This is a genomic window from Commensalibacter sp. M0133, assembly GCF_016101485.1.
Classification (GTDB): Bacteria; Pseudomonadota; Alphaproteobacteria; order Acetobacterales; family Acetobacteraceae; genus Commensalibacter; species Commensalibacter melissae.
Window position 1 is genome coordinate 600,593 of record NZ_JACFQI010000001.1, and the last position, 19,495, is coordinate 620,087.

The 19,495-nt window shown below is 37.6% G+C and carries 15 protein-coding genes; 7 read left to right on the top strand and 8 right to left on the bottom strand.

Going from position 1 to position 19,495, the window contains the following annotated elements; translation table 11 throughout:
- Positions 1–2: 2 nt before the first annotated feature.
- The 5 genes from H3T46_RS02740 to H3T46_RS02760 form a co-directional block, all read right to left on the bottom strand.
- A complete protein-coding gene (locus H3T46_RS02740) occupies positions 3–491 on the bottom strand; it encodes a Smr/MutS family protein (protein WP_155566956.1) in 489 nt (162 codons plus the stop codon).
- 218 nt (positions 492–709) lie between these two features.
- Positions 710–2,128: a cytochrome-c peroxidase gene (locus tag H3T46_RS02745; RefSeq protein ID WP_198197338.1), complete on the bottom strand. Its 1,419-nt coding sequence runs from the start codon at positions 2,126–2,128 to the stop codon at positions 710–712.
- Between the two features lie 102 nt (positions 2,129–2,230).
- Positions 2,231–3,052, bottom strand: a complete 822-nt coding sequence (locus tag H3T46_RS02750) for a site-specific DNA-methyltransferase (protein WP_347400635.1) — start codon at positions 3,050–3,052, stop codon at positions 2,231–2,233.
- 46 nt (positions 3,053–3,098) lie between these two features.
- A complete protein-coding gene (locus tag H3T46_RS02755; RefSeq protein WP_198185202.1) occupies positions 3,099–4,298 on the bottom strand; it encodes a murein transglycosylase A in 1,200 nt (399 codons plus the stop codon).
- A gap of 16 nt (positions 4,299–4,314) precedes the next feature.
- The gene (locus tag H3T46_RS02760) at positions 4,315–5,019 is read right to left on the bottom strand and encodes a Tim44/TimA family putative adaptor protein (RefSeq protein ID WP_155580549.1); all 705 of its coding nucleotides are present in this window, start codon (positions 5,017–5,019) and stop codon (positions 4,315–4,317) included.
- A gap of 232 nt (positions 5,020–5,251) precedes the next feature.
- On the opposite strand from H3T46_RS02760, the gene secB reads away from it, so the two are divergent.
- The gene (secB, locus tag H3T46_RS02765) at positions 5,252–5,776 is read left to right on the top strand and encodes a protein-export chaperone SecB (RefSeq protein WP_122123748.1); all 525 of its coding nucleotides are present in this window, start codon (positions 5,252–5,254) and stop codon (positions 5,774–5,776) included.
- 14 nt (positions 5,777–5,790) lie between these two features.
- Here secB and H3T46_RS02770 read toward each other — a convergent pair whose 3' ends face one another.
- Positions 5,791–6,522 carry a uroporphyrinogen-III synthase gene (locus H3T46_RS02770; RefSeq protein WP_155580550.1) on the bottom strand — a complete coding sequence of 244 codons (732 nt, stop codon included), beginning with the start codon at positions 6,520–6,522 and terminating at the stop codon, positions 5,791–5,793.
- 2 nt (positions 6,523–6,524) lie between these two features.
- Positions 6,525–7,595: a hydroxymethylbilane synthase gene (gene hemC / locus H3T46_RS02775; protein ID WP_122123750.1), complete on the bottom strand. Its 1,071-nt coding sequence runs from the start codon at positions 7,593–7,595 to the stop codon at positions 6,525–6,527.
- A 58-nt stretch (positions 7,596–7,653) separates the two neighbouring features.
- Here hemC and tsaD point away from each other — a divergent pair, with 58 nt between their 5' ends.
- The 6 genes from tsaD to H3T46_RS02805 all read left to right on the top strand — a co-directional run bounded on the left by tsaD (position 7,654) and on the right by H3T46_RS02805 (position 17,597).
- Entirely contained in the window at positions 7,654–8,754 is a 1,101-nt protein-coding gene (gene tsaD, locus H3T46_RS02780; protein WP_155580552.1) for a tRNA (adenosine(37)-N6)-threonylcarbamoyltransferase complex transferase subunit TsaD, read from the top strand.
- 29 nt (positions 8,755–8,783) lie between these two features.
- Positions 8,784–9,746 carry an NAD(P)H-dependent glycerol-3-phosphate dehydrogenase gene (locus H3T46_RS02785; protein WP_155580553.1) on the top strand — a complete coding sequence of 321 codons (963 nt, stop codon included), beginning with the start codon at positions 8,784–8,786 and terminating at the stop codon, positions 9,744–9,746.
- 87 nt (positions 9,747–9,833) lie between these two features.
- A complete protein-coding gene (locus tag H3T46_RS02790) occupies positions 9,834–10,322 on the top strand; it encodes a glutathione peroxidase (protein ID WP_122123753.1) in 489 nt (162 codons plus the stop codon).
- Between the two features lie 60 nt (positions 10,323–10,382).
- Positions 10,383–11,936 carry a murein biosynthesis integral membrane protein MurJ gene (gene murJ / locus H3T46_RS02795; protein WP_198197339.1) on the top strand — a complete coding sequence of 518 codons (1,554 nt, stop codon included), beginning with the start codon at positions 10,383–10,385 and terminating at the stop codon, positions 11,934–11,936.
- Between the two features lie 27 nt (positions 11,937–11,963).
- Positions 11,964–14,606 (top strand): DNA mismatch repair protein MutS, encoded by a 2,643-nt coding sequence (gene mutS, locus H3T46_RS02800; RefSeq protein WP_198197340.1) that lies wholly within the window; start codon positions 11,964–11,966, stop codon positions 14,604–14,606.
- 63 nt (positions 14,607–14,669) lie between these two features.
- Positions 14,670–17,597 (top strand): [protein-PII] uridylyltransferase, encoded by a 2,928-nt coding sequence (locus H3T46_RS02805; RefSeq protein ID WP_198185197.1) that lies wholly within the window; start codon positions 14,670–14,672, stop codon positions 17,595–17,597.
- On the opposite strand, the gene H3T46_RS02810 is transcribed toward H3T46_RS02805, so the two are convergent.
- Complete coding sequence (locus H3T46_RS02810) at positions 17,587–19,470, bottom strand: lipopolysaccharide assembly protein LapB (protein WP_198197341.1); 1,884 nt, start codon at positions 19,468–19,470, stop codon at positions 17,587–17,589. The genes H3T46_RS02805 and H3T46_RS02810 overlap by 11 nt on opposite strands.
- Positions 19,471–19,495: the final 25 nt, after the last annotated feature.

Genomic DNA, 19,495 nt, shown 5'->3' on the forward strand with positions numbered 1-19,495 from the left:
ATCTAACGCCTTTTTTTCAATAGAATTCTAACCGCTCCATTATTCGTGGCAGACACATAGGAAGTTGCAAGTATCATTGAATGTATATAAGGACGATTTAACCAATGAGGTAATTCTCTTTTGAGTATACCACCACCTTGGGATAGATTTCCAACACCTGTTATAATTTCGATACATCTTATTTGTTGTCTATAGGCATTTAAAATAAAATTTTCCAAGGCTAAAAATGCATGATGTGCTGTAAAACCGTGTAAATCTAATCTCCATTGGGATTTTAACTCGCCATTCTGAAACTTCTTCCAGGTATTTTTATCCAGTCCGGGTTGTTTCTGTCCAATTGCCATGAAAGAATCATTTTTATTATCTAATTGATTCTTATGAGCTTTAAAAAGTTTATAATGCTGTATGAACAAGGAATTTTCATTCAGCACTATTTTCTTAATATTGTTCGTCTGTTTGAAATTATTTTCATTCGTTTGTTTTTGAGACATGAAAAATGAAGCAAGATCATTTTTTATATATATTAATCTATCCCGTTTTGCAGATTTTTTAATTGAATATGTAAAATTATCCCATAATATTCGTTCCTCTTTACTAAGCTGTCTTTTTTTCAAAATAATCCTCTTTCATTTACCCTTATCTTATCACAACAAAAAACCTTTCACCCGTTTTAACAGGTGAAAGGTTAAACAAATAAACTAGCTTGAAATTATGGATTCATTTTATCAATGGATTGACCTTGATATTTTCCTGTTAATGATTTCAGGAATTCTACAATATCATCAACATCCTGATCTGGAATTTGATGATCAGGAGTTTGATATTTAACCATTTCAATAACAGCCTCTTTTAGGGTTTTCGCACTGCCATCGTGAAAATAAGGCGCGGTCAAGGCAATATTGCGTAATAAGGGAATCTTAAAGAAGAAACGATCATTTTGATCATGTGTAAAGTTAAATCGGCCAAAATCCGCATTTGTCAAGGCTTTGTTTAGACGATCCTGGAAAAAATCACGTTGCAATCCCATTTTGGCAAAAGATGCTCCACCAACACCGACTCCATTATGGCAACTTGCGCAACCGATATTCTTAAAAACTTGATATCCATGTTTAGCCCGTTCACTAATCGCACTATCTATACCCTTCAAATACATATCGAAGGGACTGTCTGGCGTAATCAAGGTTTTTTCATATTCTGCAATCGCTTCTGTTATTGTTTTCTGGTCAATTACGGGGCTGTTATAGACATTCATGAAATCTTTTTCATATGAAGGGTCTTTACGTAATTTGTCAGCAACTTCCTCCCATTTTTTTGATCCCATTTCAATCGGGTTCATTACGGGCCCTGCAGCCTGTGCCATCAGATCGCTGGCTCTTCCGTCCCAAAACTGGGTGTGATTGAATACAGAATTATATACGGTGGGTACATTGATAGGACCTTTTTGACCATTAATCCCGGTTGCTGTTACAAGATTATCCACCCCGCCCTTTTTCAGATCATGGCATGAAGCACAGGTAAGGGTATTGTCACCAGACAAACGTTTTTCGAAAAACAGTTTTTCTCCCAGGGCAACCTTTTTGGCATCGACCTCTAAAGATTCAGGAATAGGTTGAATGGGTTCATCAGCAAATTGTTCTGCAACACCTGATGTTGCGTAACTTTGTCTACGTTCACGCTTGATCCATTTAATCACGGTATCCCGTTGCTCAGCTGAAAGTCGTGCATGCCAGTGCATTAACAAATACAGTGATGGCGGCATTAGATTTCGTTGCATTACGAATTCTATACGAGACAGGGAAACATTATCAACTGGCTCGCCTTTATTCATCGCATCAAGAACGGGTTCAAGATGAAAATTTTCCAGTCCCTTTGTGCGATCACTTTGCATCAACTGATTTGCCACAGGTATCTTGAAATAGAAAGGCATATCCACTTTTTGCGTATGACAGTAATCACAACGGGCTTCCCTTAAAACATTAAAAGCATCCATCGCCATTTTATCGTGACGCAATGGTGAACTATCTGACAAACTAGGGGCTGTAGAATGATCATAACGGGTTAAATACGTAACAACCCCTCCATAAACGATGGCAAAAACCACCAGAAGCATTAAAATAAGTTTTTTCATCCACTGTTTTCCAAACAATACATAACCTAGAATTTTTATAAATCTTTAGAATTTCAAAAAAAATATCAAGTTTTGAATTAATAATAAATCAGAATTTATCTTTTATTTGGTCAATACGGCTTTTTCCAACCTTTCTTTGGCAATTTTTACATAATTTTTATCAATATCCATTCCTATGGCCCTTCCCCCTTCATAATGGGCTGCCAATAAAGTAGTTCCTGTACCCATAAACGGATCCACTACAACTGGATTTTTTCTTCCATGCAACCTTAGACACATTTGGGGCAACGCAATTGGAAAAGTTCCAGGATGATTGAATTTTTCCGATTTTTTTCTAATCGTGTCATAGGGAATAAACCATACATCACCTCGACAACGTAAATCATACGTATGAGATCGTCTAGCAATATTGGACTTATCCTTATATGGAACCCCTACATTGAGACGATTTAACTGCACGATTCCAGTTTTCGTCAAATGGAATATATATTCATGATTGCGATGCAGAAATCGTTTGCTGACTACAGGTTTGAAATGACCGTAACTTTCCTCACCTATTGAAATAGACTTCACCCATTCTATGTGATTTTGCAATATGAAAATTTTTCTCAATCGGACAATCAGTTCAAATGGCAACCAAGGATTTGATGATGATCCGGCAATATTCAAAAAAAACGAAGCATCATCCTTCATGACTCTTTTAATTTCAAAACAGATTTTTTCAAGCCAATCGAGATATTCTGCCTCTCCCTTTTTATCCTGATAAGCGCTATAGACTATACCAAGGTTATATGGAGGAGAGGTAATAAAAACATCTACGGAACGGTCTTTCATTTTTTGCAAAACCGTTAAACAATCCCCCCTAATAATAGTATGCCTATCAACCCTGAAGCTATATGGACGTAATAAAAGTTCCTGTTTTATTTGAACTTTGGTCTTTTTACGTAAAGACACCTAAAATCTCACTTGATTATCGCTTCACTGATGCAGGAACTGACTGATTGGAATGGGAAAACTGACGGGGCAACAAAAGATATATCTTTCCTTTTTCATTCATCAGCCCCGCATACCATTCAGCGGTCTTACCCCATCCGGTGAATAGGTCCAGCCGGTTCATTCCATGAATATCCCCGCCCAAGTCATGGGCAAAGACCATATGTTTCCATGACCTTTTATCCTGATGTCCAGGTTCAGGCATTAGGGTTTCAATCCATAAAGGACTACCCAACGGTATCCATTTTTTATCAACAGCAGCAGATCGACCTGCACTTAAACTAACATTAAAAGCACCTTTTGGTCCTTCATCAAGAATTTGATTATTTAAAATTTTAAAGAAAACGTAATTTTTATTTTCTTCCATCAGGGAGAGTGCTTGATCAGGATGGTTGAATAACCACGTCCTCAATGAATAAATATTGATTGCATCAGAATTCATATATCCTTTGTCAATAAGGATTTTTCCTAATGGTGTATAGGGTTGTCCATTCTTGCCGGCATAAGCCAGACGTAAAATTTTACCGTCCGGTAACAAAATCCGGCCTGATCCTTGAATTTGCATAAAAAACAGATCTGCCGAATTTTTTAACCATACAATTTCAAGATTTTTACCGTTTAATGCCCCTCTGTCAATTTCAGCACGTGTGTAGTAGGGAATGAATTGATTATTCTGCATGTGACCATACTGAATTTGACCATCAACAGTTTTACGCGCTTTCAGATCGTTGGGACGTGTATATACAGGTACTTGATAATTGCCTGTTTTTACAGTTGACCCTTCAATTTCTGGTTCATAATATCCTGTCACCTTTCCTTTTTGAATTCTATAGGAATATTGATAGGGTTGCAGCCATTGTTCAAAAAAATTTTTCACTTGTAGAGGTTGTTTGATATCAATCTGTTCCGCAGCAATACAAACTGGAATCCAATCCTTAGTCTGACTTCCTGGCAAACCGCTGACTCCTCCAAGATAAGTGGTAGCTGGCAATTTTCTTATCTGCCTACAGGTTTGACGAAAAACTGTCAAAATTTGTGAGTGGTTTTCCTGATTCCATCCTTGTAATACCTGATAGGAAACGGGATAGAATTCTGACAGTTTTTCCTGACCTTCCTGTACACAAGCGGTCAGACATATCCCAAGGGATATCGATATTGCACGAACAAAACGTTTCATAACAAGCCTATTAAATTCAAGTTCCTGTACGAGTTGATTTTAAACGCCAGGAAATATCCTGACCATTCATTCCTAATACACGTTCAAATAACCAGAAATCAATAAATTCCGTCACAGATTCCGTACCAACTACAGGTTCTTTCTTTTTATCAAATATACAATTCAGTTGATCGGAAATGATCTTAACCTCAATCAATGCTTTTTTAGGATCAACTTCAGATTTAATCTCAGCTTTTGTTATAGCGATCGAACAAATTGCTTTGATTTCAATTTTTTGAATTTCGTGTGCCTCTTGACGTTTTTTAATGGCCCTTTCAAATGAAGAATAGGCATCTGATGTCAACATTGACCCAAGACTATTTAAGTCTGCATTAGCGAATGCAGTTAGAATTTTACGAAATACTATTTCAGTGCCTGCCACAAATTTTTGTGGAACAAAAGTTGAATCGAGCGCGCTAATTTTTTGTAAAGTCTGTCCTAATTCACTATTGGCAGCCGGTATTTCATAATTAACCTTGGGTACAGGTGCTACTGCTGGCTGTACGGGTTTATTTTTTGTATTTGATAAAAAAGCTGGTGCTTTAACTGTCAAGGAAATGGCTTCATGTTTCTCAAATCCAGTTTTTTTCCCTAATACGCTTCGCAAACGGAGAATCAGAAAAATCGCTATCAAGGAAAATATTATAATATCTACGGGAATATCACCTACAGAAAAATCCATCTTTTAACCTGTTAACTTGAACCTATATTGAAGTTATTTACTATATTCTTTTATGATCATTTAAAACATTAAAAACAAATTATTTTATTTAATTATTTCAATTTTTAAACTGCCTCTTGTTTTTTTATTATAAGTTTAATTAGTATAAATCGTTTTATTTAATGATAAAATTTATGTTATATGAAAATTTAAAAATTTTTAAATTAAGAATAAAGAATATATAGAGAATATAATGACTGACTCAACAAATACGGTATCGAGCAATCAAACAGAAGGAACACCCCCTTCCCTTCCATTAACCCTTAATATCCAGTTTACAAAAGATCTTTCATTTGAAGTCCCTCACGGAGCTGCCATTTTCGCAAGTTTGCAAGAGGCTCCCCAAATATCGGTTTCAATTGACACAAATGCCAACCGATTAAATGAAAACGGAGTTTATGAGGTCAGTTTAAAAATTAAAATTGACGCTGTAGAGGCACAAAAACAAAATGAAGGTACCAGTCGCACAATTTTTATTGCGGAACTTATCTACTGTGCTGTTGTAACCCTGAATAATCCGCCAGAAGAATTGATTGAACCCATTCTTCTTGTCGAAGTTCCTCGTTTGATTTTCCCTTATGCACGAAATATTATAAGTGAAGTTACACGAGATGGAGGGTTTCCACCCGTTGTTCTACAACCCATAGATTTTGTTTCTTTATGGCAAAATAAACAACAACAGGCAGCCCAAACACATACCGAGGCAGGTCATGCATAATTTTGAGCATGCTATCACTTTATAAGATAAAGCATGGATTCAGTAGAGGGATGATCCGCAACGACAATCCCTTTCCACTGAAAATTCTCCAATACCTTTTTCACTTTTTCACTTATTGCAATAGCATAAATCTGGTTAAGCAAATATCTATACTCTTCATATAGAAGATCCTTAAAAAACAGGGCTGTTTCCGAAGAGAAAAATAGAATTGTATTAATTTCCCCCTGTTTGAGTTTCTCAATAAAAGAAAAAGGTATAAAATCTTTTCGTCTGGTTTCGTACACTTCTTCCACAATCATTTTGAAACCAGAATTTTGTAAATTGGAAATCAATTTTTTTCCCTGCCCTTTTCCTACAGGAAACAATAAACCGCCTTGTTTGGGAAACAATTCCCTTTGAATTAAATCATTCAAAGCGTTCGAATCTTTATGCGCACTTTGAACCTTTTCAAAACCAGCAATTTTAGCATCATGCGCAGTTATATCGCCAACAGCAAAAACAGGGATATCCCTATATCTTATATCTTGCCGAATAAATAATCTTACCGTAGAAATGATGGCTTGGCGGCTTGTAAACAAAATAGCCTGAATTTGATCAATATTGGTAAATTCAACAGACAATTGATTAACATTCATCAAGGGTAAGGCTAATGTTTTCCATCCCAATTTCTGAACCTTTAAAATCGTTTCACTCAACCCTGGTTCTGGCCGAGTTATTACAACATAATTTTTTTGCTTGTCACCCAATTTCAAGACTCAAAAATATCATTCGGACTATCTTTACGCAATTGTTTACCTAACTCATGACCGATCAATTCAGCTTCTTCCAGGGTTCCTATAACATCTTTTTTGATTAAAAAAGAACCGTCTTCTCTTGCAACCAATCCCGTTAAATGCAACCGTTCTTCCTGACCCGGAAAAGAAACAACCCTTGCATACCCGCCAATTGGTGTTCGACAAGATCCATCAAGCTCAGCCAGCAAGGCACGTTCAGCGCTGGATACCGCCTTTGCCTCCCTATTTTCAATTGCCGAAAGCATTTCAAGCAATTCTGTGTCCTTTTCTCTAACTGTGATTCCAACAATACCTTGACCCGCCGCTGGAACCATAATTGAGGGATCAATCAAAACATCAATTCGATGCTCCATATCCAGTCTTTGCAATCCTGCAGCAGCAAGAAAAGTTGCATCAAATTGTTTTGAGGTAATTTTATCCAAACGTGTCTGAATATTACCCCTCAACAATCCAAATTTCAAATCAGGTCTATAATGCAGCAATTGAGCCTGACGTCGTACGGAAGAAGACCCGATCAACGCGCCTTTTGGTAAAACATCAAATGGATTTTTAGAATCAATGGGTTGATATTCACTTCTAACAATTAAAGCATCCCTCGCATCTTGTCTTTTTAGCGTACATGCCAAAACAAGACCTTTGGGCAGGTCTGTTTCTAGATCTTTAAGGCTATGGACAGCAAAATCAATATTCCCTTCCAACAGCTGTTCATGAATTTCCTTGGCAAATAATCCCTTGCCACCGATTTCAGCCAAACGTCGATCCTGTATGCGATCTCCTGAAGTATGAATTTGAAATTCCTGAAACGCCCCAATCTGACGTAATAAAGGGCAGAATTGTGTCAATAATGTGAGAAAATTACGAGTCTGGACCAAAGCCAAAGGAGAACCCCTGGTTCCTACTCGCAGGGGCAGTCCTCTTTTTCCATGGGCTTTAATATAGTTTGCTTTCTGTAATTCCGCAGCCTTGGCGGCAACCCGTTGTAAATTAGGATTTGAAGCAATATGTACTATGTTTTTGATATCCATAAAAATATACTTTATCTATATTTATGCTCATATTCTCTTTAAAAGAAAAATATTCATTATGATATCCATACACCAAACACGTATAAAAACAAATAACTGCTTTAAAATTCTGGCTATTGAATCTTCTTGTGATGATACAGCATGCGCAATCATTCGTTCGGACGGAATGGTTTTGGGAGAAAAGGTTCATTCACAAAAGGAACATGTTCATTTTGGTGGTGTGGTACCAGAAATAGCTGCCCGTGCTCATATGCACCATCTTCCTTCTTTGGTAAATTCATTGTTGGATGAGGCAAAAGTTTCTTGGTGTCAAATTGATGCCATTGCCGCAACCTGCGGACCCGGTTTAATTGGTGGGGTGATTGTTGGCAGCAGTTTTGCAAAAGGTCTGGCACTTTCAAAAAAAATTCCCTTTATTGGTATCAATCACATCGAGGCTCATGCCCTTACCGTCCGTTTACCGGATATTTCAAGCAAGAAAATAGAATTTCCCTATCTATTATTTTTAACATCAGGTGGCCATTGTCAATGTATCTATGTTGGCGATGTCGGTAAATATCAGCATTTGGGAGGTACTATTGATGATGCGGCTGGCGAGGCTTTTGATAAAGTTGCAAAAATGCTTGGACTTCCCTGGCCTGGTGGTCCAGCCCTTGAAACCTTGGCAAAAGAGGGAAATGAAAATGCATTCATCATGCCTCATCCTTTATATGGCCGTGACGGATGTGACTTCTCATTTTCCGGACTTAAAACGGCAGTGGCTAATTTACTAGAACCCTATAAGGACTTATCTTGCTTGCCACGCTCTTTGGCAGCTGACATTGCGGCGAGTTTCCAGAAAACTATAACGGATACCATTATCAACAGATTAGAGAATGCCATTCAAATGGCCCCTAAAACCAAAATTCTTGCGACAGCTGGTGGGGTTGCGGCCAACCAATATTTAAAGTTTCATCTAATGAGACTTGCCAGTCAATATAATATGGAATTTATAGCACCTCCAATTCGTTATTGTACGGATAACGCAGTTATGATTGGATGGGCAGCAATTGAAATTTTAAAAAAGACCATTACAAATAATTTTATTCCAAACGACATTGATTTGATACCTCGTCCACGTTGGCCTTTGTCTGAAATGAAGTCTCGTTTTGAACACTAAGTCTTTTATTATTTGAAGGATTATGAAACATGAAGAAATCAATTGCTGTCATTGGTGCCGGCGCTTGGGGAATAGCCCTTGCCATTCATGTTGCTCGTACAAATGCCAACGTATATTTATGGAGTAGAAAAGAGCTTCCCGATCCAAGTACAAAAACACTTTCAAGATTAAAAAAATTCCCTTTACCAGATAGTATTCAGGTCCATAATTCATTTCCAAAGAGGGCCGATCTTATTTTTTTGGCAGTACCCCTTCAATTTATCCGCTCCATTCTACCGAATATCAGTAGTTTACAATGTCCGATTATTGTTTGTTGCAAAGGTGTAGAACAGCAAACCCTTAAATTTCCATCAGAAATAATTGAAGAATTTGTGCCAAAACAGAATATTGCCATTTTGTCAGGCCCAAATTTTGCTCACGAAGTAGCAGCAAATTTACCAACAGCCAGTGTTATCGCGTCTGAAAACATACAAATGGCTCAGGTAATTTCAGATAAAATTTCAACTTTTAATTTTCGTTTTTATAAAAACGATGATCCCATTGGTGTTCAAATTGGCGGTGCTGCAAAAAACATATTTGCAATTGCCGCAGGAGCGGCAATTGGGGCCGGTTTGGGGGAAAATGCCCGTGCTTCGCTAATAACCCGTGGTATTAGCGAACTCTCGAGACTCAGTCTCGGATTGGGAGGATCTCCAAGAACATTATCAGGATTGGCTGGATTGGGTGACATGATTTTGACATGCACGGGAACGTCATCTAGAAACTATTCATTAGGAATCGAGTTAGGTAATGGAAAAAAACTTGACGCCATCCTAAAAGAAAGAACTGTCGTGACAGAAGGCGTTACAACCACTCCCGCCTTACTTAAAAGAGCGCAAAACCATCATATTGACGTTCCAATTATTGAAACAGTCGCCGCCATATTAAGTGATAAAATCACCATTCATCAAGCAAAGGAAAGATTGATGTCCCGTCCCATTCCTTTCGAATAAATAAACATTTATATTTGAAATAATATTTAATATAATAAAAAAAATTTTAAAAATCTTGTCAACGAAACTGAATCCATAACATATATAATGACCACATCACTCTATGATTTAACTATATCCTCTTCTACAGGAGAAAGTATTAACCTTGGTAAATTTCAGGGTAAGCCTTTATTAATTATCAATACCGCGTCTCATTGTAAATTTACGCCTCAATATGAAGATTTGCAGGATTTATGGCTTTATTTTAGAAATTGGGATTTGAATATTATCGCCATTCCTTCCGGTGATTTCGGCAATCAAGAGTTTGAAACAAATGAAGAAATCAGGAATTTTTGTCTTAAGCGTTATCGTATTGATTTTATTCTGGCCCAAAAAAGCCATGTAAAGGGAAAACAGGCCATTCCACTTTTTCAATGGCTAAATAAGGCAGGAGGGTATATATCAAAACCAAGATGGAATTTCTATAAATATATTATAAGCCGTCAGGGTAAGTTGTCATCTTGGTATTCATGTTTAACACGTCCTTCATCCAAGAGATTTATTAATGCGGTTGAACGTGTAGCCTATGATTTATAAATCTGATAATAACTAAATAATATTGTTTTATAAAACACCTTCACCTTGGTAAAGGTTTCAATGTTTAAAAATCTTTTAACAGTCAGTGGATGGACCATGTTAAGCCGTCTTCTGGGACTGGTTCGGGATCAACTGCTTGCCGCCTTTCTTGGGGCCGGTTCTTTACAGGATGCCTATCAGGTTGCCTTTAGGTTACCAAACATGTTTCGCCGTTTATTTGGTGAAGGCGCTTTTAACGCCGCTTTTGTCCCCTTATTCACCCTAACTCTTGATAAGAAAAATATCAACGAGGCTAAGAAATTTGCAAATGAATCGTTCAATATTCTTATATTCATCTTGTTGATTTTTACCTTACTGGGTGAAATTTTTATGCCCCAGCTGCTTCACATCATAGCTCCAGGTTTTACCACCGATAAAAATCGTTATCATGAAGCCATTATTTTAAGCCGTATCACCTTTCCCTACATGATCTTAATCTGTGGGGCAGCTTTATTGGCTGGTGTTTTGAACAGTTTACATCATTTCAGCATTGCCGCTGCTGCTTATGTCAGTTTTAATATATTTGGAATTGCAGCGCTGCTCTGGCTAACCCCTTTTATGCCAAACGCAGCATGGGCTGCAGCATGGGGAGTTACAATTTCAGGAGTGGCCCAGTTTGGCATTTTATGGTTAGCGGCAAGAAAAGCTGGGATCACTATCCTTTTCCATCGACCAAAATTAAGTCCAAGTATCAAAAAACTCTTTAGGAAGATGACCCCCGGTATTATTGGAAGTGGCATCACACAGATCAATTTAACCATTGATACAATCATCGCCACCTTGTTACCGACCGGTAGCGTTTCAGTCATGTATTTTGCTGACCGAATTAATCAGCTACCCCTTGGTGTTCTGGGGGCTGCTGCAGGAACAACCCTATTACCCCTATTGACAAAAGAGCTTAATACCGGAAATAAAGAAGCTGCCTTATCCATTCAAAATAAAACTCTTGATTATTGTTTGCTTTTGACACTTCCTGCAGCTTTTGGTTTATTTACCTTGGCCCCTCTTATAATTTCAACTTTATTTGGTCATGGTGCTTTTAATCTTGACGCTGTCTGTAAATCAGCTCAATCCTTACGGACCTATACAGTTGGCCTTCCAGCCTTTATCCTTGTCAAGGTTTTATCTCCTGGTTTTTTTGCCCGTGGTGATACATCTACTCCTGTAAAAATCGGTATATTCACCCTTTTGTTGAATTTCATCCTGAATCTTATATTCATGTATCCTCTTGCCCATATGGGCCCCCCTCTGGCAAGCAGTATTGCGGCCATTGCTAATGTCGGGGCCCTTGCTTTCATTTTATGGAAGAAAGATGCGTTTTACCTACCAGTTTCTATAATAAAACGTATCATTTATATGATTGTTGCCGCATTCATCATGAGTTTGAGCATATTTTTGACAGAAATGATTTTCTTTCAAAATATAATTAAAAACCCAATTTTATTTCGTATAATAGATCTTTCTATTTTAGTATTAACAGGCGGACTTGTTTATGGAGGAATTCTTCACATTCTTAATATCATTGATTTGAATTCGACTTGCCTAAAAGTCAAACAAAGAATTTTGAAACGATAAATTAAAAAGCAGTTTAAACAGGTATATATGACACTTCCTTCTGCAAAAGGTGCCACACCCGTAATGGCACAATGGTTTTCTCTTAAAAAAGAACATCCTGATGCCCTTCTTTTCTTTAGAATGGGTGATTTTTTTGAACTGTTCTTTCATGATGCAGAAGCGGCGGCAAATGCACTCGATATTGCCCTGACTGCTCGTGGTACCCATGCCGGACAGCCAATTCCCATGTGTGGTGTTCCCGTTGGTACTGCTGCAACCTATCTTGCTCGTCTCATTAAAAAAGGATTCAAGGTTGCTGTTGCTGAACAAACAGAAAGTCCAAAAAACAGAGGAAAAAATCAAAAAGGCCCGCTTTCAAGAGCTGTTATACGTTTAATCACTCCAGGAACCCTGACCGAAGATGAATTATTAAACGCTTCTCAACCAAATTATATCCTTTGTATCATCCCTGACCTTAAAAAAAATTCCTCCAATCTGGGAGCGGCATGGATTGATATCTCAACAGGAATTTTTGAAACTAGCTATTTCAAATCCTTTCAATTAGATGATTTTTTAGCCCGTATCAATCCCTCTGAAATCTTGGCACCCAATCAATTATATCTAAATTCGTATGAAAATCGTCAAACAATATTGAATGAAATCAGTAATATCAAGATTGCTCAAAAACAACTTGCGACTTTATTCAATATCAACTCCTTATCCGCACTAGGTGATTTCAAAAATGAAGAAATTATTGCTGGATATGAACTGATCACCTATATTGGCCAAACACAAAATGGTAGAATTCCACAATTATCACGTCCTCAATCACAAAAATACGAATCAATCCTAGCTATTGATCAAGCAACGAGAAACAGTCTTGAAATTCTTGAAAATAATGCCGGCAACAACCAATTTACCCTATTTTCCAGCATTAACCGTGCCATTACGGCACCAGGTTCAAGAATGTTGGCAAATTGGCTGTCGTCACCCCTGACTGAAATCGATAAAATTGAAGCCCGACAAAAAGGATGGATTTATCTATATCAAAATACACAGCTTCTAACCCTTCTACGCCAGACCCTGAAAGGTTCGCCAGACATTGCTCGTTCTCTGGGTCGAATTTCGGTCGGCAGAGGTTCTCCCCGTGATCTGGCATCCATACGAAACGGTTTGCATGTTGCCAGAAAAATAGCACAAATCTTGTCGAAATACGAAAAAAAAACTGATCGAACTCCACCTTATATCCATAAAATCAAGCATTGTCTTTTATCAGGAAACATCCTTCTTGAAAATTTAACCAAAGCCTTGATGGAAAATCCTCCCCTTAAACTGGAAGAGGGTTCAATTATCAAAGAGGGTTATGATGAAAAGCTTGACACTTACCGTCATCTTCATCAGCAAAGCCGGCAAATAATTATTGATTTGCAACAAAAATACTGCAAAAAATATGATATCCCCACATTAAAGATTCGATTTAGCAACCAATTGGGATATATCATTGAGCTCAGTCGTACTGCAGCCGCAAAATTAAAAGATTGTCCAGAACTGATTTTAAGACAGGGAACAGTTAATCTTGCACGTTATACAACCGACGAATTAAATATCTTAAATACAAAGATCCTTGAAGCTTCCTCCATTTCTGCAGAATATGAAAAGATGCTTTTTGATAAGCTGATTGAGGAAGCGTTACGAGAAAGGGATTTGCCGCTTCTGGCAAACGCCATTGCTGTCATTGATGTTTTACAGGCATGTGCGACGCTTTATTCCTCGCAAGAATGGTGTGTACCAACTTTAACCAATGATACACGCTTCACACTTAAAAACGCACGCCATCCAGTTGTTGAGGCCGCGTTACAAAAACCTGATAAGTTTACACCCAATTCCTGCAATTTATCCAACAATAAAAGGGTTATGCTGCTTACAGGTCCTAACATGGCCGGAAAATCAACATTCCTAAGACAAGTCGCCCTAAACGTCATTCTTGCACAAAGTGGTTTGCCCTTACCTGCAACAAATGCCGAAATTGGAATTGTCGATCGCCTGTTCTCAAGGGTGGGTGCCTCTGATGACCTTGCCAATGGCCGATCAACCTTTATGGTTGAAATGACCGAGGCAGCTTCAATTCTAAATCAGGCTGGTCCCCGTTCTCTTGTTGTAATTGATGAAATAGGAAGAGGAACTTCAACTCTGGATGGATTGGCCATCGCTTGGGCTATATTAGAAACCTTGCATAATACTATACAATGTCGTACAATTTTTGCCACACATTTTCATGAATTATCACAATTGACCCATCATTTGCCATTTATACAAAATTTTACCATGAAAATTAAAGAATGGAAAGGTTCCATAATTTTCCAATATGAGGTAGTGCCTGGCGCAGCCGAACATAGTTGGGGTATTCATGTCGCACAGTTAGCAGGAGTTCCAACAACAACGTTAAACAGGGCAAAATCGGTTTTACAAACTCTTGAAACGCAACAGTATGGTTCCCAAATCTCACTTCCTCTATCAGACACTGATGCAACGGTTGGAAATCAGGATCATTCCCAAGTAAATTTTGATACTGAAAAACGAAAAATGCTTAATGAAATAGAAACTGCCTTTATGGAAATCAATCCTGATCAAATCACTCCAATGGATGCCATAAATATTCTTTATAAACTAAAAAAAGTTATTGATAGATGATGATTTTTTTTTAATTATTATCTGTAAATGCCCTTTATTCTATTATGAAATTGGTTAAATAAATTGAAGCAATCTTTACTTAATTTCTCCTCTAACCCTGAAAAAGCGACAGAATCTCTTCGCAATTACGTTCAAAAGATTTTAAATAATAATCCAGATTTATCCAGAGAGGAATTGCTTCAGATTTTCAGACGTCATCTCGGGCGCATCCAGACACAAATTCAATCCGAATTTGAGATATCCAAAATTCCAGGACTGAAAGCCGCCACGGAATTGGCCGAATATATTGACGGTTTAATTACCGTTATATTTGATTTTATCTATAAAACCTTACCCTCCACAGATATCGCCACACATTCCATAGCATTGGTCGCGACAGGTGGATATGGAAGAAAGGCCCTTGCCCCGTTCAGTGATATTGACCTTCTTTTTTTAACGTCTGAGCGTCCCTCAAGCAATCTGCTCAATACGATTGAACAATTTTTATATTTTCTTTGGGATTTAGGGTTAAAAGTTGGTCATGCCACACGTTCCATTTCGGAATGTCTTTCAACAGCACAAAAAGACATAACCATTTTGACCACTTTACTTGATTCACGTTTTGTAAGCGGAGATCAGAAACTTTTCAACCAATTTAGTATTGAATTCAAAAGGACCCATGAAACCGTGGGTGATGTTCGTTATATTCAGGAAAAGCGTAAAGAGAAAAAAAACAGGTACAAAAAATTTGGAGAAACTCCGTATCTAGTTGAACCTAATATCAAAGAAGGTTTGGGAGGACTAAGAGACTTACAGACAATTCATTGGGAATGCCGCTATATCCTCGGGTTAAATCAGCAGGACAATATTTTCATCAATCCATATATTGGATCCTTGAATGTACTGAATGAACAAGAGGTTCGACGTTTAAGGAGAGCGCATAATTTTTTATGGACGGTTCGTTTTCAGTTGCACTATATCGCAGGACGAGCTGAAGACCGATTGACTTTTGATATGCAGCCCATCATTGGGGGGAGGATGGGATACACACGACATGGACAACAAGTCGGTGTTGAACGATTTATGCGACATTATTTTCTTACGGCCCGCGAAATAACGCGTTTAACCTATGTTATCGAGGCGGCTTTATATCTTCATGCCCAACGGCTCAAAATAACCGATTACCAAAACAATAAATTTCTTGAACATACCGGTTTTGCCCTTTTAGAAAACCAGCTTTTTCCAACGCCAAAAATTTCATTTGACAATCAGCCCATTTACATGATGCGGATGCTTAAGATTGCCCAGACCCAAAAACGTGCCATTCATCCTCTGGCAATTCATCAAATGATCAGAGCGGAACGACAGACCAACCTATTACGTGGGGACAAAGAGGCTTCCCATATTTTCCTTGATCTGTTATGCGATATACCGAAAGTACTTACTTCAAAGGCACGCTATAAACGTCTAAGCCAGAATAAAAATGAACGTCAGATAGCTGTTCCGTTTGACCCAGTCTCGGACGAACAATATAATTTTCATTGGCTGCAAATCCTTAATACAACAGGTGTATTGGGTCAGTTCATTCCTGAATGGCGTCATATGGTGGGACAGATGCAATTTGATACCTATCATGTATTTACCGTTGATCAACATAGTATTGAAGCTGTCAAACTTTTGGCGCTACTCGAAGCAGGATATTATCCCGAGGATTTGCATTTTGCCTACAAACTCATTCAGGGATTACAGTCACGACGGGCATTATATCTTGCCACCCTTCTTCATGATTCAGGCAAAGGCAAAGGTTCAGATCATTCTGAACTTGGTTCTCAAATGGCGGTTAATATTTGTGCAAGATTGCATATGTCAGCCGATGAATCAGATACCGTTTCCTGGCTTATCCTTCATCACCTGCTTTTAAGCAGTACTGCATTTCAACGCGATATCGATGATCCAAAAACAATTTTGGATCTGGTTGATACCATTCAATCTCCAGAACGTCTTCGTTTATTATTTTTACTAACCGTTTCTGATATTCGTGCCGTTAACGATAAAGTTTGGAATGCATGGAAAGCCACCCTTTTAGTCGAACTTTACAATCGAATATCCGAGGTTTTAGAAGGAAGTCTTGCAACTGCTGAACAAGATACCCGAGTCCACCAGAGTAAAGATAGTATCACCAACCTGTTGAATAGCAAAGAATTCAATTCATGGGAAATTGATGATTTTATCAAGCTGGGATATGCCAGTTATTGGCTATCTTTTGATCAAGACACATATTTGCGCCACGCGGAAATAATTACAAAAGCGAATCAAGCAAGCTCTCCCCTAACGGTCCATACCCATCCCATTCATGACCGTGGTGTCACAGAAGTCACCATCTATACACAGGATCACTCCGGTTTATTTTCAAAAATCGCAGGTGCCCTATCGATTGCTGGGGCATCCATTGTGGATGCACGAATTCACACCCTCACAAATGGCATGATTCTTGATACATTCTGGATACAAAACGCCTCCAAAGATGTTTTTGATGAACCCCACCGTCTGAAAAGAGTTGAGGAATTAATACATTCAACTCTCGAACAGAAAACAGACATAGAACAATGCATATATAATTATTCCCATCACCTGTTATATGGAAGACGTATGCGGGCAATTCATGTCCCTCCCCGTGTAGTTATAGATAATCAGGCTTCTAACAGTTTTACCGTCATTGAAATCAATGGACGTGACCGGATTGGTTTACTTTATGATGTGACAAAGACTATTAAGGAACAAAATCTACAGATAAGTTCCGCTCATATTACAACTTATGGTATTAGAGCCGTGGATGTTTTCTATGTTAAAGACGCGTTTGGTCTAAAAATTCAAGATAAAACCAAATTGTCTCTCATAAGAGACGCTATTCTTCAAAAACTATACCAAGCTGAAGAAAAAATTACTGGTCAACAATCTGAAAAATCTAAGGTAACACAACATCAACCTCAGTCAGAGAATATCAATTTATAAATTTACTTACTTTTTTTTCCAATGCAAGTTTTACCTTATCAATGACAGCTTGCCAGCTCTCTTCCCCATTCCCCGCTTTTTCTTGTTTAAATAATGTCAAAGTTGGATACCACAAATTTTTTTTTGGTATATCGGGACTTTGATTGTACCATCGCCAGTCCCCACCATAACGGTTTAAAAGCCAGGTCTCTTTACCTAAAATACCGGCAAGATGCGCTATTACAGTATCAACTGTTATGATCAAGTCCATTTTCTGCATAATTATGGCTGTATCAAGTAAATCACCCTGTGGTAAAGTCAATATTTTATATTTATCAAGTAATTTCTGAGAAAAATTCATTTGTAAAGATTGAAAAATCACATGTTGAATTGAAAATAACGTTGATAATAATTTAAAAGATATAGACCTTATCCGGTCAAATCGATAATCCGGACTACCTGCCCAACAAATTCCAACATGAAATTTGTTTTCATGCAAAACTATTTCATTTGTTTTATCAAGAATAACTGTAGGCATAATTGGAATGAAATTGATATCTAACAAATAGGGCAAACTCATTAATCTTGCCTGGAAATCAATTGGCTGATTAATTTCCTCCCCTTTTACAATAACTTTACAAATATTATTTAATTCTTGTTGAACAATAACCAATCCAACCAATCGATATACTGGTAAAGGAACTTCCAAAATTATATAAAGGTTTTTATCTAAATATGGTAGATACCGGATAAACTGAAGAATATCCCCCAATCCCTGTTCTGATCTTATCAGCAATGTGCCTTTTAGCGCTTTCCCGTCCCAAAAAGGTATATCAGAATATTCTGGAGCAATTTCAAGTAGAGGATGACGAGATTCCATAAGTCTCCAGCCTTTTTTAAATTGACACTTAGCCAATAATATCGATGACAAATTATATTTTATTCTGTTCTGATCTTCCTCTGACAAAAAATGTAAATCATCATCATGAAACAATCTAATATACAGTTTTTCAGCCTCGTCAATCATTCCTAATTCAAAAAATAACGTACCTAAATTCAAGCCTATTTTCAGATCTGCCGGAAATTTGTCATAAACCTTCTTCAGTAACTTTAGAGATTTCAGCAATGATCCCTCTGCCATATAAACAAGGGACAAATTAACCTGACATTCTGAATTGTCATTCTGCTTATCAAATGCTTTTTCCAAATAATGTTTGGCTTCATCAATTTGATTTAATTGAAATAATATCCCCCCTAAATTAGCATAGGCACCGTAATCATCATGTTTTAAATGAATAATTTTCTTATAAACAATAACAGCTTCATCCAACAAATTTAACGCCTGCAAAACCAATGCAAGTTTGAATAGAAAATCTATTTCTCCTGGATTATTCCTGACAGATTCCTGTGCAACCGACAAAGCTGTTTCATAAAAATGCCGATCCCAATAAAAATCGATCAAATCATTCCAATAATTGAATGTCTTCTGTTGTAATTCAACCGCCTGCTTAAATGCCTGTTCGGCACGTGTATAATCATCTAAATCGTTATAAACTCTTGCTATAGCGTTTAATGCCCGATCATCGGATGGTTGTAAAATAATTGCACTTTTTAAAGCTGATTTAGCCTCATTTAAATGACCCTGACAATGCAGCGCTTTCCCAAGAATTACATAATATTCAGGTTTGGACAAAAGTTGGACGGCCCTACCTGCGAAACCTATAGATAGATCAAACCTTTTGGCCATATAAAAAACAAGTGCGCGCCCATATAATGCATCTGGTTCATCAGGATTGCTTTCTAAAATTTCAAAGAAAGCTTGATCCGCTTCTTGAAATTTTCCCTCGGATATGTAATCCATACCCAATTTTATCAACAGCTTATAATTTGTCATAAACAAATGTCACTTTATAAACAGA